Source organism: Streptomyces sp. NBC_00016 (assembly GCF_045040885.1).
Classification (GTDB): Bacteria; Actinomycetota; Actinomycetes; order Streptomycetales; family Streptomycetaceae; genus Streptomyces; species Streptomyces coriariae.
Genome location: NZ_CP108304.1, coordinates 10067913 through 10092547 on the forward strand (window position 1 = coordinate 10067913; position 24635 = coordinate 10092547).

General features: G+C 71.4%; 18 protein-coding genes. 8 read left to right on the forward strand and 10 right to left on the reverse strand.

Going from position 1 to position 24635, the window contains the following annotated elements; genetic code table 11:
• Nucleotides 1-4 precede the first annotated feature (4 nt).
• Nucleotides 5-1255 (forward strand): BTAD domain-containing putative transcriptional regulator, encoded by a 1251-nt coding sequence (locus tag OG933_RS44310; protein ID WP_405624798.1) that lies wholly within the window; start codon nt 5-7, stop codon nt 1253-1255.
• A gap of 59 nt (nt 1256-1314) precedes the next feature.
• On the opposite strand, the gene OG933_RS44315 is transcribed toward OG933_RS44310, so the two are convergent.
• Nucleotides 1315-1761 (reverse strand): nuclear transport factor 2 family protein, encoded by a 447-nt coding sequence (locus OG933_RS44315; RefSeq protein ID WP_362535119.1) that lies wholly within the window; start codon nt 1759-1761, stop codon nt 1315-1317.
• Nucleotides 1762-2135: 374 nt separating this feature from the next.
• Between OG933_RS44315 and OG933_RS44320 the strand changes: the two genes are divergently transcribed.
• On the forward strand, nt 2136-3908 hold the full coding sequence (locus OG933_RS44320) for an FAD-dependent monooxygenase (protein WP_362535122.1): 1773 nt from the start codon (nt 2136-2138) through the stop codon (nt 3906-3908).
• 115 nt (nt 3909-4023) lie between these two features.
• Nucleotides 4024-5535 (forward strand): MFS transporter, encoded by a 1512-nt coding sequence (locus OG933_RS44325; protein WP_079073834.1) that lies wholly within the window; start codon nt 4024-4026, stop codon nt 5533-5535.
• An 88-nt stretch (nt 5536-5623) separates the two neighbouring features.
• On the opposite strand, the gene OG933_RS44330 is transcribed toward OG933_RS44325, so the two are convergent.
• On the reverse strand, nt 5624-7102 hold the full coding sequence (locus tag OG933_RS44330) for a multicopper oxidase family protein (protein WP_405624797.1): 1479 nt from the start codon (nt 7100-7102) through the stop codon (nt 5624-5626).
• A 394-nt stretch (nt 7103-7496) separates the two neighbouring features.
• The gene (locus OG933_RS44335) at nt 7497-8696 is read right to left on the reverse strand and encodes a ScyD/ScyE family protein (protein WP_362535129.1); all 1200 of its coding nucleotides are present in this window, start codon (nt 8694-8696) and stop codon (nt 7497-7499) included.
• Between the two features lie 569 nt (nt 8697-9265).
• On the opposite strand from OG933_RS44335, the gene OG933_RS44340 reads away from it, so the two are divergent.
• The gene (locus OG933_RS44340; protein WP_405624796.1) at nt 9266-9901 is read left to right on the forward strand and encodes a hemerythrin domain-containing protein; all 636 of its coding nucleotides are present in this window, start codon (nt 9266-9268) and stop codon (nt 9899-9901) included.
• A 242-nt stretch (nt 9902-10143) separates the two neighbouring features.
• Here OG933_RS44340 and OG933_RS44345 read toward each other — a convergent pair whose 3' ends face one another.
• Together OG933_RS44345 and OG933_RS44350 are read right to left on the reverse strand one after the other, a co-directional pair.
• Nucleotides 10144-10740 (reverse strand): NADPH-dependent F420 reductase, encoded by a 597-nt coding sequence (locus OG933_RS44345; protein ID WP_362535135.1) that lies wholly within the window; start codon nt 10738-10740, stop codon nt 10144-10146.
• Nucleotides 10741-10783: 43 nt separating this feature from the next.
• Nucleotides 10784-11602: a 3'(2'),5'-bisphosphate nucleotidase CysQ gene (locus tag OG933_RS44350; RefSeq protein WP_362535139.1), complete on the reverse strand. Its 819-nt coding sequence runs from the start codon at nt 11600-11602 to the stop codon at nt 10784-10786.
• A gap of 139 nt (nt 11603-11741) precedes the next feature.
• Between OG933_RS44350 and OG933_RS44355 the strand changes: the two genes are divergently transcribed.
• Entirely contained in the window at nt 11742-12635 is an 894-nt protein-coding gene (locus tag OG933_RS44355) for a LysR family transcriptional regulator (RefSeq protein ID WP_362535142.1), read from the forward strand.
• 327 nt (nt 12636-12962) lie between these two features.
• Here the strand turns inward: OG933_RS44355 and cydC are convergent, their stop codons facing one another.
• From cydC to OG933_RS44375, 4 genes are all read right to left on the reverse strand, one after another.
• A complete protein-coding gene (gene cydC / locus OG933_RS44360; RefSeq protein ID WP_405624794.1) occupies nt 12963-14645 on the reverse strand; it encodes a thiol reductant ABC exporter subunit CydC in 1683 nt (560 codons plus the stop codon).
• A gap of 98 nt (nt 14646-14743) precedes the next feature.
• Nucleotides 14744-16534, reverse strand: coding sequence for a thiol reductant ABC exporter subunit CydD (gene cydD, locus OG933_RS44365; RefSeq protein ID WP_405624793.1), 1791 nt, complete (start codon nt 16532-16534; stop codon nt 14744-14746).
• A gap of 45 nt (nt 16535-16579) precedes the next feature.
• A complete protein-coding gene (gene cydB, locus OG933_RS44370) occupies nt 16580-17611 on the reverse strand; it encodes a cytochrome d ubiquinol oxidase subunit II (RefSeq protein WP_405624792.1) in 1032 nt (343 codons plus the stop codon).
• Nucleotides 17612-17626: 15 nt separating this feature from the next.
• Nucleotides 17627-18928 carry a cytochrome ubiquinol oxidase subunit I gene (locus OG933_RS44375; RefSeq protein ID WP_362535153.1) on the reverse strand — a complete coding sequence of 434 codons (1302 nt, stop codon included), beginning with the start codon at nt 18926-18928 and terminating at the stop codon, nt 17627-17629.
• Between the two features lie 195 nt (nt 18929-19123).
• On the opposite strand from OG933_RS44375, the gene OG933_RS44380 reads away from it, so the two are divergent.
• The 3 genes from OG933_RS44380 to OG933_RS44390 all read left to right on the forward strand — a co-directional run bounded on the left by OG933_RS44380 (nt 19124) and on the right by OG933_RS44390 (nt 21668).
• Nucleotides 19124-20041 carry a LysR family transcriptional regulator gene (locus tag OG933_RS44380; RefSeq protein WP_362535156.1) on the forward strand — a complete coding sequence of 306 codons (918 nt, stop codon included), beginning with the start codon at nt 19124-19126 and terminating at the stop codon, nt 20039-20041.
• A 236-nt stretch (nt 20042-20277) separates the two neighbouring features.
• Nucleotides 20278-20601: a 2Fe-2S iron-sulfur cluster-binding protein gene (locus OG933_RS44385; RefSeq protein ID WP_405624791.1), complete on the forward strand. Its 324-nt coding sequence runs from the start codon at nt 20278-20280 to the stop codon at nt 20599-20601.
• A gap of 194 nt (nt 20602-20795) precedes the next feature.
• Nucleotides 20796-21668, forward strand: coding sequence for an aromatic prenyltransferase (locus tag OG933_RS44390; protein ID WP_405624790.1), 873 nt, complete (start codon nt 20796-20798; stop codon nt 21666-21668).
• A gap of 810 nt (nt 21669-22478) precedes the next feature.
• Here the strand turns inward: OG933_RS44390 and OG933_RS44395 are convergent.
• Nucleotides 22479-24608 carry a helix-turn-helix domain-containing protein gene (locus OG933_RS44395; protein WP_405624789.1) on the reverse strand — a complete coding sequence of 710 codons (2130 nt, stop codon included), beginning with the start codon at nt 24606-24608 and terminating at the stop codon, nt 22479-22481.
• Between the last annotated feature and the right edge of the window lie 27 nt (nt 24609-24635).

Here is a 24635-nt window from a genome sequence, read left to right on the forward strand (position 1 = left end):
CCGGATGGCACACGAGAAAGCCGATGCCGGCATTCCGCCCGACGGCCCCTTCGCGCGCCCCGCACACCAGGACGCGTGGCGCATCGCACAGCTGGAACGCGAGATCCGTGAGCTGCGCCGTACCAACGAGGCGCTGTGGGCGTACATGGCCGGCGAGCTCGCCAGAGCCCCCGGACTCCCGGCATCCGACGGGACGCTCACGCAGCCGGCCACCGGGCACCTCACCCCGCACGGCAACACACCAAGGGCGGCGGCCGCGGCACCCGGGCGAGCGGAGGACGCCCGGATGACCACGCGTCCCTCGCCCCGCCCGCCGGCCCGGCCGCGCCCCCTGGTCGAGTTCCGTGCCCTGGGCCCGATCGAGGCCGTCGTCGGCGACCGCCTCGTCGACCTGGGCGCGCCCAAGCAGCGGGCCCTGCTGGCGCTGCTGGTCAGCAAGGTGGGCAAGCCGGTGGCCGTCGACCTGATCGTCGAGGAACTGTGGACCGGGCACCCGCCGCCCTCGGCGATCCCCTCCCTGCAGGCGTACGTCGCCAACCTGCGCCGCGTGCTGGAGCCCGACCGCGAGCCCCGCACCGCGCCGACGGTGCTGCGCACCTACGGGCGCGGCTATCTGCTCGACAGCCGGGTCGTCGAGGTCGACGTGCAGCGGTTCAGCGAACGCGCCGTCGCCGGCTGGCAGGCCCTGGACGCGGACGACCCGCAGTTCGCGGTCCACGAGTTCGAGGTGGCGCTGGCCCAGTGGCGCGGCCCGGCCTACGCCGAGGTGGCCGACGCCGCCGGCGTCCGCCCGGACGTGGCCCGTCTGGAGGAGCTGCGGCTGTCGGTGGTCGAGGGCCGCTGCGCGGCCCTGCTCGCGGTCGGCGCCCACGAGATCGCGGTGGCCGAACTCGAGGCCTTCGTCCAGGACCACCCCTTGCGCGAGTACGGCTGCGAACTGCTGAGCCTGGCCCTGTACCGGGCAGGCCGGCAGGCCGACGCGCTGGCACTGCTGCGCACCAACCAGCGGCGGCTGGCGGACGAGTTGGGCATCGACCCGCGGCCGGCACTGCAAGTGCTGGAGAAACTGATACTCAACCAGTCGCCGTCCCTGGACTGGCCGCCGCCCCAGGGACCGGCCGTGACCTCACCCTGGCGCCCGCCGGCCGTCCCGAACCCCCGCGGCCAGCACCGGTCCGGCCGCCGCCCGCTGCCGCACCACGCGGCCCTGCCCGGCGGCGAGTTCCTGCGCGCACCCCTGCCGGCGGAGCTGTAGACCGCGGGCGGTTCCCCCCTCCCCCCGGGCCCGGGCACGAGCGGCCCGCCCCGGCGTCGCTACTGCGGGCGGTTGGGCGCGATCCCGGCCAGGGGTGAGGAGTCCTCGTAGCGGACCTCGTAGACCCGCTCGGCGAACTTCCACCCGTCACCGGTGCGCTGGTAACGGTCGTGATAGATGGCGTAGTTGATGCCGCCGCGGCCGTCGAAGGCCCGTCCCACCTCCGACATGTACGCGCGACCGGTCGCGGTGTCCCCGTCGAGCCGGATCACGCCCGGATGGGTGTTCTGCACAAGGAAGTCCACGATCTCCGGCACCCGCCTGCCCCAGGCACGGATCGCCTCCGGGCCCTCGAGCTCGACGGGAATGTTCGGCATCCGCAGCGCGCCGTCCGGCGTGAACAACAGGGCCGCCCGGGCGTAGTCGCGCATCATCACCGCATCGGTGAACTCACCGCGCAGCGCCTCGATCTCGACGCGATCCACGATGTCCTGGAAGTCACTCATCGCTGTGCTCCTGCCTGCTGAATGGTGTGTTCCGCTCACCGGATACGACAGCCCGGCCCAGCCGAACGTGACACGGTCCCGCCCGGTCCACCCGTCCGGCCGACACGCCGTACACCCGTACGGCGCAAGGCGCCAAGCCGACGCCAACCGGGGCCATAGTGCGGGCCAACCACCCCTGCCGATGCTTGGGACCGCAGCATCGGCCGAGGCGCGTCGCCATGGCGGCGCCGACCGTCGTGTCCGGGCCGGCCCACAAGCCGCGTCCGGGACGCCACCTCGGCCGAACCGTTTCCGCGGCCCGCCCGTCGGCGACCAGGGTCGTCCCCGACCGTCCGACGTCCTGCATGCGGGCCCTCACTCATGGAAGGCCGAAAATGGAGGAGACCGAGGTTCCGGTCCTGATCGTGGGTGGGGGCGGCTGCGGCCTGTCCGCCTCCCTCTTCCTGTCGGACCACGGTGTGCAGCACCTGCTCGTCGAACGGCACGCGGACACGTCGATCCTTCCGAAAGCGCACTACATCAACCAGCGCACCATGGAGATCTTCCGGCAGCACGGCCTCTACGACACCGTCGTCGAACGCGCCTCCTCCACCGACCGGTTCGGCCGGGTGCGCTGGCAGACCACACTCACCGGCGACGGCCCCCTGGACCGGCGGGTCATCCACGAGATGGACGCCTTCGGCGGCGGCGCGCTGACCGACGTCTACGCCGCCGACGGCCCCGTACTGCCGTACAAGCTGCCGCAGCTCAGGCTGGAGCCGATCCTGCGCCGTGCCGCCGAGGAACGCAATCCCGGCCGGGTGCTGTTCTCCCACGAACTGGTCTCCTTCGACGATCAGGGCGACCGGGTCGTCGCCGAGATCCGCGACCTGAACAGCGGCGAGGCCACACGGGTCGTCGCCCGCTACGTCATCGCCGCCGACGGCGGCCGCACCCTCGGCCCCCGACTCGGCGTGCAGATGCAGGGCACCGTGAAGATGGCCGACGTCTCCACCGCCTACTTCTCCGCGGACCTGTCGCAGTGGTGGCACGAGGGCACCCTGATGACCTGGTTCATCAACCCCGAGCGCGCCGACCGCAACTTCACCCTGCTGGAGATGGGCCCCCACTGGGGCCGGCAGTGTGAGGAATGGGGCCTGACCTCCTTCCTCCTGGGCGACGCCGACCGCGCCGACCCCGAGGCAGTCGCCGCCCGCATCCGCGAGGTGCTGGGCCTGCCCGACCTCGAACTGACCGTGCACAAGGTGTCGCAGTGGACGGTGGAGGGCGTGCTCGCCGACCGCTACCGGTCCGGCCGCGTCCTCATCGTCGGCGACGCCGCCCATCGCCAGCCGCCCACCACCGGACTCGGCCTCAACGGCGGCATCCAGGACGTCCACAACCTCGCCTGGAAGCTCGCCGCCGTCCTCTCCGGCCACGCCGACGACGGACTCCTCGACACCTACGAGAGCGAGCGGCGACCGGTCGGCAAGCGCAACGTCGACTGGGGCCTGGCCGCCTGGTTCCACCACCGCGTCATGACGGAAGCCGCCCTCGGCCTCGGCCCGCACGTCCCGCCCGAGCGCCGCTCCTCCGCGTTCGCCGACTACTTCGAGCAGTCCGAGGCCGGAGAGGTCAGGCGGGCCAGGGCGGCGGAGCTCTTCGCCACCCACCGCGCCGAGTGCCAGGCCCACGACCTGGAGATCGGTTACGTCTACGAGGAAGGCGCCCTCGTCCCCGACGGCACCCAGGCGCCGGCCGGCTCGCCCATGGGCACCGAGTACCACCCCACCACCCGCCCCGGGCACCGGCTGCCGCACGCCTGGCTGGAGCGCGACGGCCGACGGCTGTCCACCCACGACCTGGTCGGCGCCACCGGCGGCTTCGCCCTCCTCACCGGCCCCACCGGCGCGGGCTGGGCCGAGGCGGCCGAGCAGGTCGCCGAGAAGTTCTCGATCCCCCTCACCGTCGCCCGCATCGGAGCCGGCGCCGAGTACACCGGCGACAGCTGGGCCGACGTACGGGAGATCACCGAAGACGGCGCCGTCCTGGTACGCCCCGACAACCACGTGGCGTGGCGCTCCATGGACGCGGCCGACCATCCGGCGGCCGTGCTGACACAGGTGTTGTCCCAGCTCATGGACCACGGGACACCCGAAAGGCCCTAGCCCCGAAGGCCCCGCCGGGAAATCGGTGACGGCAGCCCGTCACATTCCTCCGCCGGGACCTGTCAAAGGGACGAGGCCTTGAGTCCGACCCAAAAAACAACGAGGAGAACAGACTATGTCCACAACCAGTGCCGTGCCTGCGGCAAGGGACTCACGGCGGTGGATGGTTCTCGCCGTCATCTGTGTCGCCTACCTCATGCTCACCCTCGACATGACGGTGATGAACCTGGCTCTGCCGTCGGCGCAGGAGGCCCTCGACTTCTCGGACGCGGACAAGCAGTGGATCGTCACGTCGTACGCCCTGTGCTACGGCACGCTGCTGCTGATCGGCGGAAAGCTCTCTGACCTCATCGGCCGCAGGGAGACCTTCCTCGTCGGCCTGGTCGGGTTCGCCGCGGCCTCCGCGGTCGGCGGCGCGGCCACCAGCTTCGGGATGCTGGTGACCGCCCGCGCGGCCCAGGGTGTCTTCGCCGCACTGCTCGCGCCCACCACGCTGTCGATGCTGGCCACCACGTTCACCGACCCCAAGGAGCGCGGCAAGGCCTTCGGCGCCTTCAGCGCGGTCGCGGCCAGCGGCGGCGGTCTCGGTCTGCTGATCGGCGGCGCGCTCACCTCCGGCCTGAACTGGCGCTGGTGCATGTACGTCAACCTGGTGTTCGCCGCGTTCTGCCTGATCGTCGGCGGCCGCCTGGTCCCGCGCCAGCCCCGCGCCAAGGCCAGCCTGGACATCCCCGGCGTCATCCTGGTCTCCGCCGGCCTCTTCGGCCTGGTGTACGGCTTCTCCAACGCGGCCACGCACTCCTGGGACACCCCCTCGACCTGGGGCTTCCTCGCCGCCGGTGCCGTGCTGCTGATCGTGTTCGCCGCCTGGCAGACCCGCGCCCAGCAGCCGCTGCTGCCCCCGCGCGTCGTCACCGACCGCAACCGCGGTGGTGCCTACCTGACCTCGCTCCTCGTCGGGATCGGCATGTTCGGTGTGCTGCTCTTCCTGATCTACTACCTGCAGACCGAGCTCGGCTACTCCGCGATCAAGTCCGGTCTCGCCCTGCTCCCGATGATGATCGTCACCGGTGTGGCCAGCAACGTCGGCAACATCAAGGTGATGCCGAAGTCCGGCCCGCGTCCGCTGATCACCATCGGCATGCTGGTCAACGCCGGCGCGATGCTCTGGCTGACGCAGATCGGCGCCGACTCCAACTACGCCACCGCGATCCTCGGCCCGCTCATGCTCATCGGCCTCGGCATGGGCATGATCTACGCCGCCGCTCTGAACACCGGCACCTCCGGTGTGGCCCCGCAGGACGCGGGCGTCGCCTCGGCGACCATCAGCGCCGGCTCCCAGCTCGGCGGCGCCATCGGCACCGCCCTGCTCAACACGATCGCCGCCAGCGCGGCCAGCGACTACGTCTCCAGCCACGCGCAGGGCAAGCCGAGCGCCGAGGTGTTCCAGCTCGCCGCGATCGAGGGCTACCAGCAGGTGTTCTGGTGGTGCGCCGCCATCTTCACCGCCGGCGCCGTCCTCGGCGGACTGATCCTGCGCAGCGGCCCGCTTCCGGCACCCGCCTGGGCCGCCAAGCCGAAGGTGGAGGAGCCGGAGGCCGGCGAGCCGGAGAAGGCACTGTCCTGACACACACCGCCTGAGCGACACGAAAGAGGGCCGGGTCACCCCGGCCCTCCTTTCGTTTCCCGGCGGCTGGTGTCAGCCGCGGCGCGCGTCAGCTACGGCGCAGCGAAGGCTTGCGCACCCGGAAGTTCGCCATCATGCCCATCGACGCGTGGTCGAACATGTGGCAGTGGTACACGTAGGTGCCCTCGTAGCCCGTGAAGGTCGCCTGAAGCTTGACCGTCTCCCCGGGCAGGAGCGGCACGGTGTCCTTCAGCCCGCTCTCCGGTCCGGAGGTGACGGGCTTGCCGTTGCGCTCCAGTACGCGGAACTGCACGAGATGGATATGGAAGTTGTGCGGGGTGTAGATGTTGGCGTTGCGCACGGTCCAGATCTCCGTGGCCCCGTACTTGATCTCGGTGTCGATCCGGTCCATGTCGTACGACTTGCCGTTGATGAACGCGTCCATGGTCGCGCCGGTCTCGTCCATGCTCAGCACGAAGTCGCGGCTGACCGTGGCGCTGCCCGCGGCGGGCAGCGTGCGCAGCGTCGAGGGCACGCTGCTGGTGTCCCGGACGGCCCCGGTGACCCGGAACTGCAGCACCCTGCCGACCTGGTCGACGGGGTCGCCGGGCAGCAGCCCGCCGGTGTTGGTGAGGATCAGCCTGGTGCCGGCGGCGTACCGGGAGAAGTCGACGACGATGTCGGCGCGCTCACCGGGGGAGAGGGACACCGACGTCACGTCGAGCGGCTTCTCCAGCAGCCCGCCGTCGGAACCGATCTGCTGGAAGGCCGAGCCGTCGGACAACTGCAGCGTGAAGAACCGCAGGTTGGCCGTGTTGAACAGCCGGAAGCGGTACTTGCGGGCGGCGACCTCGAAGTACGGCCAGGCCTTGCCGTTGGCCAGCAGCACCTGGCGCTTCATGAAGTCACCCATGGTGTACACGAGTTGACCGCTGTCGTCGAAGCGCGCGTCCCGCAGCGCGATCGGCACGTCGTACGCCCCGGAGGGAAGGTTCAGGTTCCGCTCCACGTCGTCGGTGAGCAGATAGAGGCCGGTCAGCCCGCGGTAGACGGTCTCCGACTCCTGGTGGTGGGTGTGGTCGTGGAACCACAGGTTCGCGTGCGGCTGGCTGTTGGGGTACGTGTAGATCTTCGACCCGCCGCCCGGCGTGATGATGTCCATGGGGGAGCCGTCACTGCTCTGGGGCACGTGGCCGCCGTGCAGATGGATCGAGGTGGGCACGCTCAGCCGGTTGGTCTGCCTGACCACGACGCGTCGCCCGGAGACCGCCTTGATGACGGGACCGGGGAAGCTTCCGTCGAACGTACGGACCCGGGTCAGCCGCCCCGGCAGGATCTCCGCGTCCGCCTCCTGCAGGGTCATGTCGTAGTAGCTGGTCAGGCCCAGGTCGCACACCGGCTGCACGACCCCGGGCACCGGCATCGCCTGCTGGAACTGCGGAACGGTGCTCGGGTCCAGGTCGGTGGCCTGTGCGGGACCGGCCACGGCGGGCACCAGCAGGCCCGCACCGCCGAGGGCGCCGGTCAGTGCTGCCCCCGCCTTCAGGACGGTTCTGCGCTGGATCATGTCCCCTCCCCGTGGGGTGTTGCGTGTGATGGAAGAGCAAAGACCTGGCAGAGGATGCATCGCTGCACTGTGGGGACTCTGGAGCCCTGCTGGAGCAGCGGAGACGGCAGATGCGCGACCGGCGTGCCGTGCGGCCGCGGGGGCCGCGGGCCGCATCGGGCACCGGCGCGTGCGGCGAGGCCAGGTGTGCCGCGCCGCGAGGCCTGCCGCCGTCGGCAGCTCGTCCTCCCGCGCGGGCACGGCCCCTTGCCGCCCGTAACCGTCATCGTCGCTTCTGCCGCCGGGCAGTTGCCGCCCGGCCGTGAACGGACCGCGAGGTTGCCCTCGCGAACACGCGTCGCGGGCCGGGCCGGAAGTGGCCGGCCCGGCCCGCGAACGAGATGACTGGACAGGCTCAGCCGATCTTGACGATCTGTCCGTCGCCGGTGGCTCCGATGTCCGTGGAGGTGGTGCAGGCCGGCGCGTCCGTGCAGGCCGGCCACATCATGGTCTTGTTCGCCACGTAGATGGAGCCGTCGGGGCCCGCCGCGAAGCCCGTCGGCGCGAACAGCTTTCCGTCCGCCAGGACGGTACGGGAGTTGTTGCGGTGGTTGATCTGGATGACGTTGCCGATGGGGTCGCCGGTCGGCAGGAACCCGGTGGTGTCGAACTGGGTCACGTAGAAGTCACCGTTGGCACCGAAGCCGCAGCCGCTGATGGCGCTGAAGCCGCTCTGCCAGACCTTCAGCTTGCCGGTCTTGGGCGAGTACCGGTACACGTTGGCCGCGGTGGCCGAGTTGCCGTGCCCGGTGATCTCGCCGATGTACACCCCGCCGTCGGGGCCCACGTCGACGCAGGTCGGCACGGCGTCCGAGCCGGCCGGCGTCTTGGGGACGAAGGCGAGCACCTTGACGCGGCCGTGACGGTCGACCGAACTCAGCGTGTTCGCCCCGGCGTCCACCAGGTAGAACCCGCCACCCGGCTTCGTCGTCAGCGCGTAGGGGTTGGAGGCGGGATAGGTGTTGGACAGGTCCGGGTGGGCCGCGGTCCACTGCCAGTTGACCGTGCCGGGGTTCGCGATCACCTTGCGGCGGCCGCCGGTGATGTCCATCACCGACCCGTACTGCTTGCTCAGCACCGCGGACAGGTCCGCGGGCAGACTGGACGGGACCTGCTCCGGCGACCCGGCCTGAAGCGTGTACACGTGGCCGTTGGGCCCGACGGCCAGGCCGTTGGGGCCGATCGTCTCTTCCTGGTTGAACGCCGTCGGCAGTCCTTCGGCGATCCGCACCGGCGCGCCGGAAGAGACGTCCGCGACCGACCCGGTGAGGCCGTAGCACCTGGTGGCGAAGCCGGTGCCGCGGCACTCCGTGGGGGTGGCCCCCATTTCGGCGACCAGGAGGTGACCGTCAGATCCCCAGGTCAGGCTCCGCGGTGAGTTCAGCCCGCTGGCCACCACGGTGACCGGTGCGTCGCTGGTGAGATGGCTGGTCGGACGGGGCGATTGCGTGACGGCCTCGGCCGCCTGTCCCGATGGTCCGGCTCCCACGCCGACGAGCGCTGCCGCTGCCGCCACACCGGCGGCCAGTGTCCTGCTCGTTTTGAGACGCCACATCTTGGCCTCATTCCCTCCGGTTCGAGTGAATCCACGACTTGATGACTGGTATTCACACAGGACGCACCGGGACCGACTCGCACTGCTGCGGTATGACCGCCCCCCTGCATCTTGTTCTGGCGCCTCAGCATCGATCACATGACTTGTTTGTGACTGTCGACCGGGTTGGCGCCGACTTGGCGGCGCGTGCCGGCGGCGAACCGGACGGCAGGCCGGGCGGCAGGCCGGGCGCTGGAAGAGCCGGTAGGAGGGCCGACGTCCAACTGCCCACGGCCCACGCACGGTTCCCCGCCCCGGAAGCCGTCCCGCCCCTGAGGGCGCCCGTATCGGTGCGATGTGGCCGGATCTGTTCCGCGGCTCGGCTTCGGCTAGTGACGGCGTCCAGCCGGCGAGGCGCAGACGGACTTTCTGGGTACGGTCGGCGGCGGTCACATTTGTGCGCCACGGCCTGTCATGAGGGTGAGGCTGCGGATCGGCGCGACCGGCGCGGCACAGAACCGACAGACACCGCGGACGAGGCCGGATGCGAGAACTCCGGTCCGCCGACACGGGACAGATCAGGAGAGACCATGGGCGACAGGCTCGACATGTCGTTGATGTACGCGATGCACAACGCGCTGCGGCGCGAGCTGGACATCATGGCCGCGATCACGGCGCGCGTCGACGACGACCCGCGGCGGGTCCTCACCGGCGCCGCCGGCTGGGACATATTCAAGAAGGCCCTGCACATCCACCACACCGCCGAGGACGAAGCGCTGTGGCCGGTGCTGCGCCAGGCGGCGGCCGGCCGCCCCGACGACCTGGCCCTGCTGGACGCGATGGACGCCGAACACGCCGCCATCGACCCGCTCGTCGAGACCATCGACGCCGCGCTGGCCGACCCGGAGGGCGGGCCTGAACGCCTCGCGACCGCCGTTGACAGCCTGGCCGTCAACCTGACCGGACACCTCAAGCACGAGGAGGACCAGGCACTGCCGCTGATCGAGGACCTCCTGACGCTGGAGCAGTGGCAGCACTACGGCCGCATCCACGGCGCCAAGACCGGGCCGGACGGACCCCTTCTGACCCCCTGGGTCCTCGACGGCGCCGACGAGGACACCGTCAACACCATGCTCGCCGTACTGCCCGAACCCGTACGCGCCGCCTACCGCAACGAATGGCAGCCCGCCTACGCCGCGCTCGACAGGTGGAACAGCAAGGGCTGATCGATCTTGTCCTTCGGCCCCGGCCGGCGAGCCTGCGAAGCCGGTGCCGGGGCGGTTGCCGGGTCCGATCCCGAGGAACACCCGCGGCAGGACGATGGCGGTGTGCGCGTATTCGGCCGTTGCCCGAAGCGCGCGCGCCGCCCGTCGCCGTCCCCGGCGGGCCGGAGTCCACACCGATGCCGATGCGGCGGGCCGGGCTTGGCACGACGCCGGCGAAGAGGACGTCGCCGGGTTCGAGTTTGTCAGCGGGCGATGGAGATCGCGAAGGGTGTGAATCCGGTGGAACGGATGACGTGAGGTACGAACAGGATCGCGGCCTCTGTGGCGCGGGCGGTCTGGATCCCGCCGAGGTCGGTGATCCATTCCTTTTGCCAGCCGAGGTCGGTGAGCAGTTCGCGGACGCTCTGCTTGGCCTGCGCGTCCTCGCCGGAGAGGAACGCGGTCGGTGTCTGGGCGAGCGTGTCCGGCGAGGTCATCACCGGGAAGAGCATGGTGTTGAGTGTCTTGACGACGCGCGTTTCGGGGAGCGCCTTCTGGAGCTGTTCGGCCAGGCTCGAGCCGGGGTAGATCAGATCGGCGGGCAGTCCGTCCGGTCCGTCGGTGGTGGCGTTGGAGACGTCGACGAGGATCTTGTCCCGGAGTTCTTCGCGCAGAGCGGCGAGCCGGTCCAGCGAGCCGGCGCCCGGGGTGGCGTTGATGACGATCCGGGCAGTCCGGGCGGCGTCGGCGGCGGCGCCCGGCGTGCGGTCCGCCACTGTCACTTCGTGTCCTGCCCGGGCGAGGGCTGCGGCCAGGTTGCCGCCGACGCGGCCGTTTCCGAGAACTGCGATCTTGGTCATGATGATCTGGTCCTTCCGTGGGCGTGCGGGTTGTAGTGCGCGGTCAGCGTGAGAGCGTGGACACGGCCTCGGCGTGGACGCCCGGCGCGGCGGCCACAAAGCTCTGGCTCTGGGGGGTCCAGGGGCGGCCCTCGGCGTCGGAGATCCGTCCGCCGGCCTCGGTGACGAGCAGCGCGCCGGGAAGCAGGTCCGCGCGGGCGCCGGCGAACTGCCAGAAGGCGTCGATCCGGCCGGCGGCTACGTTCAGCAGGTGCAGGGTCGCCGGCACGGCGACGCGGACGACGAGCGCGTCGAAGAGCATCGCGGTGATCGAGGAGCCGACCCGCTGCACGACCTTTTCGTCCTCGTCCGGCCGGGCCTGGCTGGTGGCCACGATGCTCAGGCCGAGGCCGGCGGTCCGGGAGACGTGCAGCGGCCGGCCGTCGAGGTGGGCGCCCGCGCCGGTGAGCGCGGTGTAGGTCTCGCCGGTCAACGGCAGGTGCACTGCGGTGAGCACCGGCTGGTTCTCCCGCACGAGGGTGGCGGTCACCGCCCACTCCGGCAGGGCGTGCAGGTGGTTGACGTTGCCCTCGGCCGGATCCACGACCCACCACTCGCCGGCCGGCAGCGCCCCGCCGTCCAGTTCGTCCTCCACCCAGCCGGCCTGCGGGCGCAGGCTCGTGAGACGGGGACGCAGGATGTCGAGCGCCGCGTCGTCGTTGACGGCCAGCGCGCGCATCAGCTCTTCGCGGCTCTGGTAGCGGACCACCTCGCCGAAGCGCTCGCGCAGCGCCGAGCCCGCCTCACGCACGGCGATCGCGGTCTGGGCGAGCAGGTCGGCGTCGGAGGCGGCGACGTCGGTGGTCCGGAGCGTTTCGGACATGGCGGTATTCCCGTCTGTGGAGGGGTGCTGAGGCCGGTCGAGGGCCGAACTGCGCGTTACTCCCTGCGCTTTCGCCTCAACGGTAGGCAGACCGGCGATTAACTTCAAATGCATGTCAGGCACGGCTAGGATTACTCACATGCAATTGGATTTGAACCTGCTCGCCGCGCTCGACGCGCTGCTGGAGGAGGGCAGTGTGGCCGGGGCGGCGGCGCGCCTGCACGTCACCGCCCCCGCGATGAGCCGGAGTCTGGGCCGGATCCGGCGCACGACCGGGGATCAGATCCTCGTGCGCACCGGCCGCACGATGACCCCGACGCCGTATGCGATCGCCGTCCGGGAACAGGTGCACGAGCTGCTGCACCAGGTCCAGGGGGTGCTGGCACCGAGCCGTGAACTCGATCTGGCAATGCTCGAGCGCACGTTCACACTCCGCTGGCACGATTCCCTCGTCGCCCTGAGCGGCCCCGCACTGCTCGCGGCCGTGCGCGGACAGGCGCCGGGCGTGCGACTGCGCTTCGTCGCGGAATCGAGCATCGACACCCCCGAGTTGCGGCGCGGCGAGGTCGACCTGGAGGCGAACTCCAACCGCCCGAGCGCACCGGACATCCGTGCCGAGAACGTAGGCGGGACCCGCCTCGTCGTCGTCGCGAGGCAGGGGCACCCCCTCACCCGCGTCAGGACCCTCACCGCACAGCAGTACGCCGACGCTGAACACGTCACCGTCTCGCGACGCGGAAACCTCACCAACGCCATTGACGACGCCCTCGCCCGGCTCGGCCTCACCCGCCGTGTGGTGGCGACCGCGCCCACGGAAGGGGCCGCTCTGGAGTTCGCGCGCGGCTCCGACATCCTGATCAGCGTCCCCGAAGCCACCACGCGGTCAGCGGTCGCCGACTTCGGCCTGGTCGTGCTCCCCCTCCCGCTCGAACTGCCGTCGGCACCGGTATACCTGTCATGGCATCAGCGCTACGACACCGATCACGCCCACGCCTGGCTGCGCGGACTGGCGCGAACCGCGCTGGCCCTGTGAGGAGCGTCGTAGTGGGCGCCGTGGCCGCGTCACCCATACGTCCGCGGTCCATGCGACCACCACGGCGATCTGATTGAACGTCGGCAGCGGCTTGTCCGTGCGGGTGCCGGCCGTGGAGGCGGCCGTGGAGGCGGCCAGACCGACGCCTGCGGCTCACCCCCTCGCGGACCGCCGGTGTGCAGATCAATCTCACCGGGATTTCCTGTACCTCAGCTGCTCAAGGGCGAGTTCGGTACCGCCGGGCTACGCGGGGACGGCCGCTGAACCGTGATCGATCAACGCCGGAAGCAGCAACTCGGGACAGGCGACAAGTGGAGGACGTTTCCGTCAGCGGGCCACGGGAGTCCCCGCGGCCAGGCCCTCACCGGCCGCACCGGCGCGCACCCGTCCGCGGTCGATCGTCACGACCTGGTCGGCGCCGGTGAGGCCCTCCCGTTCATGCGTGACCAGAAGGGTCGTACGGTTGCGGGTGGCGTCGAGGATGTCGGCGAGCACGCCGGCCGCGGCATCCGGGTCGAGTCCCTCGGTCGGTTCGTCCAGGACGAGGACGGGCGGATCGGCGAGCAGCGCGCGGGCCAGCAGCAGCCGGGTCCGCTGGCCGCCGGAGGGCTCCGTGCCGTCGGGCCCCAGGCAGGTGTCGAATCCGTCGGGCAGCGACTCGATCCAGTCCAGGATCCGCGCCCGGCGCGCCGCGTCGCGCAGCTCGGTGTCGCCGGCGTCCGGCCGGGCGAGCAGCAGGTTGGCGCGGATGGTGGCGTGGAAGACGTGGGCGTCCTGGGTCATCCCGGTGATCACCCGCCGCACCTCATGGCCGGCGCAGTCACGCAGCTCGCGGCCGGCGACCTCGATGCTGCCGCCCTCGTAGTCCACGAACCGCATGAGCGCCGAGATCAGCGTCGACTTCCCCGAGCCGCTCGCGCCGAGCAGCACGGTGCGCTGTCCGGCCGGCAGGTGCAGACTCAGACCGTCCAACGCCGGTGCGTCACACCCCTGGTGGCGCACCGTCAGATCGCGGATGCGCACACCGACCGGACCGTCCACGACGAGCGCCGGCGCGGCGGCCGGCTCGACGACCGGCGCCGACGTGTCGAAGAGGTCGGCCAGCCGCCCTGCCCGGGCCCGCACGTCGGCGAGCCGGAACGCGGCCGCCGGCAGCGGAGTGAGCGCCTCGAAGGCCACCAGGGAGAGCACCGCGAGCACCGTCAGATGGACGGCGGGCAGTTCTCCGTCGGCATGGGAGCCCAGCGCACTCCACACCACGGCCACCAGAGCCGCCCCCTGGAACAGCATCAGCACGGCGGACGCCAGCGACGTGGTCAGCGCACGCCGCCGCTCCAGCCGGGCGATCCGCGCGGCGGCCAGCCGGGCCCGCGCGGCGGCCCGCCCCTGGGCGCCGTAGGCGGCGAGGTCCGCCGCCCCCTCGCTCAAGTCCACGACGTGCGCGGCGAGTTCGGCCCGCAGTGCCGCCTGCGCCCGCCCCGTGCGCCGGGCCACGGCGAGCACCGTCGTCGGCACGAGCAGGACGGCCACGAACAAAAGCAGCCCGAGCACAAGACCCGCCTCGGGCAGCAGCATCGACGCCGTCGCGGTCGCGGCGACACACACCGCGGCGGCGGCCGCGGCCGGCAGCAGGATCCGCAGCAGCAGATCCTGCGCGGCATCCACGTCGTCGACGAGCCGGGTCAGCAGATCACCGCTGCGGAAAGCGGGCGTCCCCGCAGGGGCGAGCGGCACCAGCGCCTCGTACACCTTGGTGCGGAACCCCGCGACGGCCCGCAGCACACCGTCGTGCCCGAGCAGCCGGTCACCGTAACGCAGGGCCCCGCGCCCCAGTGCCAGGGCGCGCACGGCCACGATCGCAAGGCTCACCGAGGCGAGCGGCGGCTGCTGCGCGGCCCGTGTGATCAGCCAGGACGCGGTCGCCATGAGGGCGGCCGCCGCCAGTTCACTGCCGGCCGCGGCGAGCCCCGCCGTCAGCAGCCTGCGCCAGTACGGCAGAAGGTGACGCACCAGGCGCACCGTCGGCCAGGACCCGCCCGACGGCCGGACGGGGGGTACGACCGCCGGACGGGAGTCTGTGCGGCGCGCGGCCGCCGTGTACAAGGAAGTCATGAGGTCAAAGCCCCTTCTGGGGGAAGGAGTCGCGGTGCACGGAGGGAAGAGTTCGCCATCGCCTGCGGACGTCCGTCCGCCGCCTGCGTGCGCTCGTACCCCACCGTTGCCGGGCGCGGGTCCGCCACCGTTTCCAGCCGCCCGCCCCGCACCGTGACGACACGGTCGGCGTACGGGAGCAGGCTCGTGCGATGCGCCACCACGATCGCGGTACGTCCGCGCATCAGCCGCACCGTGGCACGGGTGACGGCGGCCTCGCTGTCCGGGTCGAGATGCGCGGTCGGCTCGTCCAGCAGCAGCACGGGCGCGTCCTTGAGGAAGGCCCGGGCGAGGGCGAGGCGCTGCCGCTGCCCCGCGGACAGCCCCGCACCGTGTTCGCCGAGCAAGGTGTCGTAGCCCTGGGGAAGGGCCTCGACGAAGTGGTCGGCGTCGGCGTCGCGGGCCGCCTGGCGCACCTCGGCATCGCTCGCGTCGGGCCGCCCGAGGCGGATGTTGTCCGCCACGGAAGCGGCGAACAGGTGCGGGCGCTGCGGCACCCACGCCAGCCGCGTCCGCCAGTCGTCGGCGTCGAGGTCCGCCAGGTCGGTGCCCCCGACCGTGATCCGGCCGGCCGAGGGCTCGACGAACCCCAGCAGCAGCGCCAGCAGCGTGGACTTGCCCGCCCCGCTGGGTCCGACCAGGGCGACGTGCTCACCGGGCTGGACCTGCAACGACACACCGTCCAGGGCGGGCACGGCCCGGCCCGGGTAGGTGACGCACACACCGTGCAGCGACACCGGCACGGTACGGACATCGGGCGACGCGGGCCGCTCACCGGCGTCCCCGGCCCCGCCCTCGCCCTTGCCCTCGTCGAGGATCGTGAAGACCTGCTCCGCCACCGTGACGCCCTCCGAACTCTCGTGGAAGGCGGCCCCCATCGCCCGCAGCGGCAGATACGCCTCCGGCGTCAGGAACAGCACGACCAGGGCCGTACGCAGATCCAGCGCACCCCCCAGCAGCCGCAGCCCGACGGGTACGGCGACCAGCGCCACCGACAGCGTCGCGACCGTCTCCAGCACGAACGACGACAGGAACGCCACCCGCAGGGTCCGCATCGTGGCCCGGCGATGGGCATCGGCCATCTCCCCGACCCGCCGCGCCTGGTAGTCCTCGCGGCCGAACGCCCGCAGCGTCGGCAGCCCGGCCACCACATCCAGGAAGTGCCCGCCGAGCCGCGCCAGCAGCCGCCACTGCCGGGCGGTGCGCCGCGCGGTGTGCATACCGACCAGCGCCCCGAACACCGGGATCAGCGGCAGCGTCACGACGACGATCAGCGCCGACGACCAGTCGGTCACGAACAGCCAGACCACCACCGTGAGGGGGACGACGCCGGCGGCCGCCATGGTGGGCAGCGCCCCGGTGACATACGGATCCAGGGCGTCCAGCCCACGCGTGAGCAAGGTGGCCGTCTCGCCGTGCCGGCGCGCCGCCGGCGCGGACGGCGCGGCGTGGCCGAGCCGGTCCGTGAGCCGGCCGCGCAGCGCGTGCTTGGCGTCGGCCGCGGCCCGCTGCGCGAGGACGTCCCGCGCCCAGCCGAGCAGCGCCCGCAGCGCCACCACGCCGCCCAGCGCGGCCGGCGCCGCGAACGCGACCCCGTGCCCGGCGAAGGCATCCGCGAGGACCCCGGCCAGCAGCGTCACCTGGACGACGACGAGGACCGCGGCGAGGAACGCCAGGCACGCCGAACGCCCCACATGGCGTCGCAGCACCGGCAGTTCCCGCATCAGACGGCGTTCGACCGGTTTCATGTGCGATCCCTCCCCCTACTACGGTGGCGGCTGACGGGCGGTTGCTCAGAAGTAGCTGAGATGACGGCGTCCCGTACGTCCCCTGAAGGCCCACCAGCTCCACGCCTGGTACGCCAGGATCGTCGGGACCACCAGCACCCCGAACCCGCTGAGGATCTTCAAGGTGGCGTCGTCGGTGACGGCGTGCCCGATGTCGAGCCCGTGGCCGGCCGAGCTGATCAGCAGGTACGGGTAGTGCCCCGCCCCGATCAGCAGCACCGGCAGCGCGGTCGCGCAGCAGGTGGCCACGAACGCCCGCACCTGGTGCCCGCCGGCGAAGGACCACCGGGCGACACCGATCGCCGCCACGATCGCGGCGGCGATCGCGGCCGCCGCTGCCCGGTTGGTCATCGAGGCACCCTCGCCGAACACCGTCAGCAGCAGTGCGAGCAGCGCCGCCGCACCGGTCGCGGTCAGCAGCCGCGCCCCCAGCCGCCGTGCCCGGCCGGCCACTTCGGGTTCCGAGCGCAGGGCGACGAAGCCCGCACCGTGCGCCGCGAACAGCAGGATCGTGGTGACACCGCACACCAGCACGAACGGCGTGAACACCTCACCGAACCCGACCCGGAAGCTGCCGTCGGCCCGCCGCGGCACACCGTGCAGCAGCAGGCCCACGACCAGCCCCCAGCACAGGGCCGGCAGCGCGCCACCGAACACGATCAGCGCGTCCCAGACCCGGCGGCCGGACGCCCCCCGGGCCCGGCGGCGCAGCTGCACGGCCGCGTTGCCGAGGACCAGACCGACCAGGATCGCCACGATCAGCGGATACATGGCGGGCAGCAGGGTGCCCTCCAGATGCGGGAACGCACCGAACATCACTCCCGCGAAGGCGACCAGCCACACCTCGTTGCCGAGGAAGAACGGAGCGATGGCATCGAGCGCGGCGTTGCGGTCCGGGGCCCTGCCGCGCTCCCGCTCCTCGCGGGACCTGCCGAGGAAGGGGTGCAGCATCTGTGCACCGTAGTCATATCCGCCGAGCACGAAGTACCCGGCGAGCAGCAGGCCCAGCAGGGCCAGCCAGGCGGTCTGCAAAGTCATCTCGTCAACTTCCCCTCAGAAAGCCGGGACCGGCTGCTTGTCACCGGCACCGTCCGTGGGACCCTCGAGCCGGTCCTCGGCGAGCGGCTCGGTGGCACCGAGCTGGGTGGCCTCGGGGCCGCGGACGGCGAAGCGGGTGATCAGGGTCCAGTTCGTCACCGCCAGCGCCAGGAAGACGGCGATGAACAGCGTGCAGGACGCGATCAACGAGGCCCTGCTGACGTGGGACAGCGCGTCCTCCACCGTCAGATGGCCGTAGACGAGCCAGGGTTGGCGTCCCACCTCACGCACCACCCAGCCGGCCACCGAGGCGAGAAACGCGAACGGGATCATCGCGGTCATCAGATAGGCCATCGGACGCCACCGCACCAGCCGGTCCTTCCACAGCAGGAACACCGCGATGAAGGTGATGGTGGAGATGGTGTTGCCGATGAGCGTCATCGCGTTCATCGACAGATGGATCCAGCCCTCCGGCGGCACATAGTCACCGGGCCCGAACTGCTCCACGAGCCGGCGCTGCACCTCGGCGACACCGGAGCCGTCCAGCACGGCGGCCTTCATGGGCTGCGTCCGCTCGATCACCGGACGCTGCAGCTCACCCACGACGACGACGAAGAAGGAAGCGAGCATGGCCACCCACGTCCCCAGACGCAGGGAGGAGCGGAACAGGTCGGTCTCCTTGGTGCCCCGGGCGAAGTGCCAGGCACTGACCCCGGCGACGAAGATGCCGCCCGTCATCAGCGCGGCGAGCGTGATGTGGCCGAGGGCGACCAGCGCCATGTCGTTGGTGAGCAGCGCCCCGAAGTCGGTCAGGTAGGCGACACCGCCCCGGACCTCGTAGCCGACGGGATGCTGCATGAAACCGTTGGCGATCAGGATCCAGAACGCGGAAGCGTACGCGGTGAGGGCCACCAGCCAGATGAGAGCGACATGCACGCCCCGGCGCAGCCGCCCCCAGCCGAAGATCCACATCCCGAGGAACGTGGACTCGGCGAAGAACGCGATCAGCGTCTCGAGCGCCAGCGGCGCCCCGAAGACGTTGCCCGCGAACTTGCTCAGTCCGCTCCAGCTCAACCCGAACTGGAACTCCATGACCAGGCCGGTGACGATACCGACCGCGTAGTTGATGACGTAGAGCTGTCCCCAGAAGCGCGTCATGCGCTCCCGGACAGCCTTCTTGGCGGGATCACGGGTGTACGCGGCCCGGGTGTGCATGAATGCCACGAGGGGGACGAGCCCCATCGTGAGGATCACGAACAGCCAGTGGATGCCGGTGGTGGCCGCGAACTGGAGTCGGGCCAGCTCCGCAGCGCTCATGGATGCGACCTTCCTGGTAGGGCGGCGGGAGAAGGACAGAAGTAGGGGCCCTCGCATCGCGTGTACAGGCACCGGGCGTCACCGCCCGTCACCTGTGCGGTGACCTCGATCAGACCGTAGAGAGAAATGCTCATGCTTTCCAAGACCGGTTTTGCCATGTGACGATGCCTCAAAAGACATAAGTGAAGGTGGCTCGTGGATCTGCTGCAGTTGCGCTACTTCCAGACCGTCGCCCGCTACGAGCACATCAGCCGCGCCGCGGAGGAACTGAGCGTCGCCCAGCCCTCCCTCAGCCGCACCATCGCGCGCCTGGAGGCCGAGCTCGGCTCCACGCTGTTCGAACGCCAGGGCCGCGGCATCAAGCTCAACGCGTACGGATCGATGTTCCTGCGCCACGTCGACCGCGCCCTCAGCGAACTCGACGACGGCATCCGGGCCGTTCGCGAGGCCGGCGAACTCGGCCTCGGCCGGGTCAGCATCGCCTGCGAGACGCTCTTGACCATCACCACGGTCCTCGGCAGCTTCCGCGCCACCCAGCCCTACGCCGACGTGCGGCTCTTCCAGTCGAACGCGGAGGAGATGGAACGCCAACTGCGCGTCGGCGAGGTCGACTTCTGCGTCGCCTCCCAGCAACTGAACGGCACCCACCTGGAGTCGCTCGAGCTCACCCGCGAAGAGGTGCTGCTCGCCGTCCCGCGCGGCCACTGGCTGGACGGACGGGAGTCCGTGACGATCCGCGAGATCGCCGACGAGCCCTTCGTCACCACCCGCAAAGGTCACTGGCAACGCACCCTCCTGGAGACGCTGTTCGCGTCCGAGGGCCTCACGCCCCTGCTGTCCTGCGAGGGCGACGAGCCGGGCGCGAGCCAGGTCCTGATCAGCGCCGGTCTCGGCATCGGCCTCATCCCCGCGATGTCCCGCCAGGCCGGCACCGAGACCCGCGTCCCGGTGGCCTGGGTGCACCTGGACGCCCCCGCCTGCCACCGCGTGCTCACCCTCGTCTGGCGCCGCGACGCCTACCTGTCCGAAGCGGCCCTGAGATTACGGGAGTTCATCACCTCGCGGCCCTTCATGACCCACCGCCTGCCGGACCCGAACCGTTCCCGCTCCTAGCCGTCCTCGAGCAGAGCTGGACCTGGCGAGCGGGAAAATCCTCTGCTACGGTCCGTTTTCGCTCACTTTCCACGGCTCGGGCATCGCGTGTCCCGACGGCCGCCGCGCGGAGCCGAGTGGACGAGGTGTCGCGTCCCCGCCCCGTCTCCAGCGGTACTCCACCCTTTTTCATCGGCCGCTTGACCGACCTTTGAGCACACGCCCACGCATGGTCAAGCGCTCCCCGAGGAGTCCCCATGCCCAAGATCACGTACATCTCCGCCGGCGGCACCGAGCGGACCGTCGACGTCCCCGTCGGCACCAGCGTCATGCGCGGCGCCGTCTTCAACGACATCGAAGGGATCGTCGCCCAGTGCGGCGGCAACGCCCAGTGCGCGACCTGCCACGTCTACGTCGACGACACCGCCGTCGGCACACTGGACCCCCGGCAGCCCGACGAGGACCGGTTGCTCGACTACACCGTCTGCCCCCGCCGCCCCACCAGCCGCCTCAGCTGCCGGCTGAAGGTGACCGAAGCGATGGACGGCCTGATCGTCCACACCCCCGAACGGCAGGACTGACGCCCGGTCCCGCACCGCCCACGGCCGCCCCTGACCACCTGGCAGGACACCGGCTCCGGGCCGCCAAGCCGGCGCCAACTCACCCTCCAGTCCTGGCCAAGACAGACGACCCATGCTGTGCGCCACGAGCAATAAGCAAAGGTTTCATGTCGACATCTGGGGGATTGATGTCTGGAAAAGCCAACATCCAACGTGTGTACTCAGCCGTGGAAGAAGCGGCCGACCTGTTGGACATAGCCTGCTCCCGTGAGCAGATGTGGCCCACCCTGACCGCATTCGAGGATGTCCTCACCGACGGCGCCATCGTCTTCAACATGGTGACCAGCGGCGGCCGCATAGGAGACCTCTCCTTCGACTTCACGCTGCCCCCCAGCGCCGGCGACCCCTACCAGCTCGCCCTCTCACACGGCCTGGTCGACGAAACCGACCACCCCATCCGCGCCCTCTTCTCGGACATCCAGGCGCGATTCCCCCTCCAGGCGTACGGCGTCGACCACGGAATCACCAGCGGCTTCCACAAGACCTACGCCTTCTTCCCGCTCGGCGACCTGCAGAGCGTGGCGGAGCTCGCCGACATCCCCTCCATGCCCAGCGGCCTGTCCGAGCACGTGACCTCGTTCGCCGCCTACGGCCTGGACGACAAGATCTCGGCCATCGCGATCGACTACGCGCGCCGCACATGGAACGTGTACTTCAACGGCCTCTCCGCCGAACACGTACAGCGCACAGCGGTCCTCTCCATGCTCAGCGAATTCGGCCTCCCCGAGCCGAGCGCGCAACTGCTGGAATTCATCGAGACCTCATCGGCCCTGTACCCCACCTTCGGCTGGGACTCCTCGAAGATCGAGCGGATCAGCTTCTCCACGAGGACCACGGACCCGGTGGCACTGCCCGCCCGGATCGAGCCGAAGCTGGAGAAATTCGCGCGGAGCGCCCCGCACGCGTACGAGGGCGAGCGGGTACTCGTCTACGCGGGCGCGCTGTCGCCCAGCGAGGAGTACTACAAACTCGCGACCTACTACCAGATGACCGCCGCGGCACACGACCGCGTCCGCTCCGCGAACTGACACCCCGCCGGCCTCCTGCGGCGGGGGCCCGGCCGCCAGGCCCCGCCCCCGGCCCCCGCCCAGGCGACCCTGCAGGCCCTCCGACACCGCGGCCGCATCCCGGGCCGGGCCCCGGACACGGCCCGCCGAGCGCCCTCCCGCCGGACACGAACCGCAGCAGGAACGGCACCGACCCGGCGGCGCGGGTGACAAGGCGACAGACGAACGCCCGCACCCGTCCGAAGAAGGCCCGGTCCAGCGCGGCGCGACCGGCATCGGTGAAGACGTCCGGTTCCCACCGGGCCGCGGCCGAGGCGACGCGCACCGCGCTCACCCCCGCCCGCACGAGACCCTCGCCGCGCACGGTGCGGAAACCGCGGCCGCGGCGCACCTGCCGGGACCCGCGCCGAGGCATGAGGAACCGGAGGGCACCTGCCGGGAGAGCGGCCGCCCGGCCCGGCACCGCACCCCGGTTCTCCGGGCGGCCCCCGCGGTGCCGGCGGCGCGAGGACGGGGCCAGGACGCGGCCGGGCGTGGACCGGGCCCTCGCGCACCGCCGTGCACGAGGGCCCGGGAGCCCACCGCCGGTACCCGTATCCCTCGTTCCCGGCGGGTGCTCACGCGCGGCTCATGACGAACCCGCGCCCTGGGTAATCCGCAGCGGACGGCGAGACGGATTGCCCCTGTCTCCGGGTTCTTCCGGACAGCGCGTCCCACACCGGGCGCAGCGGCCCGGCTGTCATGGACGAGGCCGGGATACCCGTACGACGGCGGGCACCCCCCCGGCGACACGGCCGGGATGCCCGGGGCCGGGCTCAGGACGTCAGGGGTTCAGACGGTGGCGCCGAGCCGGTGGATGGTGATGGGGACCTTGGTGCGGTTCCCGGTGGGGTCGATGCCGAAGCGCCCGGTGGCGGCGGGGACGGCGCCGTCGGTGAGGGCGTAGAGGTGGTTGAGGACGGCGTACCGGTTGGGGCGGGCGGTGGTGGGGGTGGTGGCGTTGCGGATGGCGGTGACGGCGGTGAGGACGGCGTCGTGGGCCAGGACGGGCCAGTAGCCGCGGGTGGCGTGGGCGGCGGGGAACTTCTGCCCGTGGTGGTCGCCGCCGAACGCGTCGAGGAACTGCTCGTACAGGTTGTGGTCGCTGTTGCCGGGGCCGCGCAGCTGCGCGGCGGTGGGCAGGGAGGCGTACAGCACGGCGATGGGGGCCTCGCCGTCCTGGTTCAGGGCGGCGAGGGTCTTGGGGTCCAGGGCCGCGGTGTCGGATCCGGAGACGACGGTGATGGGCCGGCGGTGGCAGCTGCGCCGGCTGAGCGCCTGGAGGAAGTCGGGCAGGTACTTCTCCCGGGCCGCGAAGTACACGGTGTCGACGGGACGCCCGGTGCCGCACAGGTTCTGGCCGATGGCGCCCAGGATCGACGCCACTCCGCCGCGGGGGTCGAAGATGAAGTCGTCCGCCGCGGGGTCGAGGTGCTTCTTCAGCCCGTCGACGGTGCGGAAGTCCTCGTAGAGGGAGTCGGTGTAGAAGTCGTCGGTGCCGTTGGGGGTCTTGGCGGTGCGCACCAGCGCGGCGGTGCGCGTGTCGCCGTCCAGTTCTTTGCCGAGCGCCCCCAGCTGGGCCGCGTTGGTCAGGGTGACGCGGACCAGCCCGTTGATGCGTCTCGGTGCGTTCTTCGCACTGTCGATGATGCCGGTGGTGTCGAAGCCGTCGGCGGTGATGAGGTCGGCGACCATGGGGATGTCCTTGGCGCCGAGCGTGCGGGCGGCGTCGACGGACTCCTGCTGGCTCAGCCCCATCCCGGTGACCGCGACCAGGTTGTCGGCCTCGGCCAGCCCGGTCAGCGTGTCGACGGCCCTTTTCCAGTGCAGTTCGCCGCTGCCCATGTTGGCCAGCACCAGACGGATCTTCAGCGGGCCGTCGTCGGCGTTGGCCCGTTCGACGGCCGTGTAGGCGCCCTCGACCTCCCCGACGAACTGGTCGAGCGTCAGATCCTTGGCCTTGCCCGCGCTGCCCACCGAGGTCAGCGGCGCCAGGAACGCGATGGTGACGTAGTGGCCGTCGCGGGTCGCCCGGTGGTTCTCCGCGCCGATGGCCGTCAGCACGGGCTCCAGGGCGGAACCGAACACATCGGAGCGGTCGAGGCCGTCGGTCACTCCCGTGCACTCCCCGCCGGCCCGGGTCACCAGCGCCGGGTTCATGGTCCCGCAGTGCTCCTTGCGGTACGTGTCCTGCCGCTGCTGCTCCTGTCTGCGCTGCTGCTCCTGCCGTTCGCTCTTGTGGTGCTCGTCGACGGCGTACACGCCGGCGGCCGCCGCGAGCGCGAGGGCGGCGCAGACCGCCACGGCGGCGCGGTGCCCCGCCAGGCGGGCCCGCCACGCCTTCCACCGGCGGCCGCCGGCGGGCGGGATGTCGTCCGGGGACTTGTCCGGCTGCTTGCCGGGGGGCGCTGTCGGAGGCGGCGAAGACACCGGGGGAGGGTCCGGGGGAGAGGACCCGGCCGGGGGAGGAGAAGCGGCTGCGGCTTCCGAACCACCGGGGGCCCCAGCCCCAGCCCCAGCCCCAACAGCCCCAACCGGAGCCCCAGCCGGAGCCGGAACAGGGGCAGGGGCCGGTGCCGGTGCCGGTGCCGGGACGGAAACCTGGGTCGCGGACACCGCGGCCAGCTCCCGCCAGGCCTGCTGCCAGGGCCCGCGCCGCGCCTCGTCCAGACCGCACGCGGCCAGGAAATCGGCGACGAACTCCCACTCCGGCAGCCGGTCCCGCGACAGCACATTGGAGACGGTGGCCGGCGGCAGCCGCTTGCCCTGCCGCTGGCTGGCCTGCTCGAGCTGGGCGAGCGACACCCCGAGCCCGGTGCGCAGTCGCGTCAGTTCCTCACGGAACTGCTGCTGGCCGCCGATCCGCGGCGGAACGGTCTCGTGCTCCGCCTGCCGCCTGCCGGGCACCTGGTCCCACGTCATCACACACCTCCCGCGGCGACCGCGCCG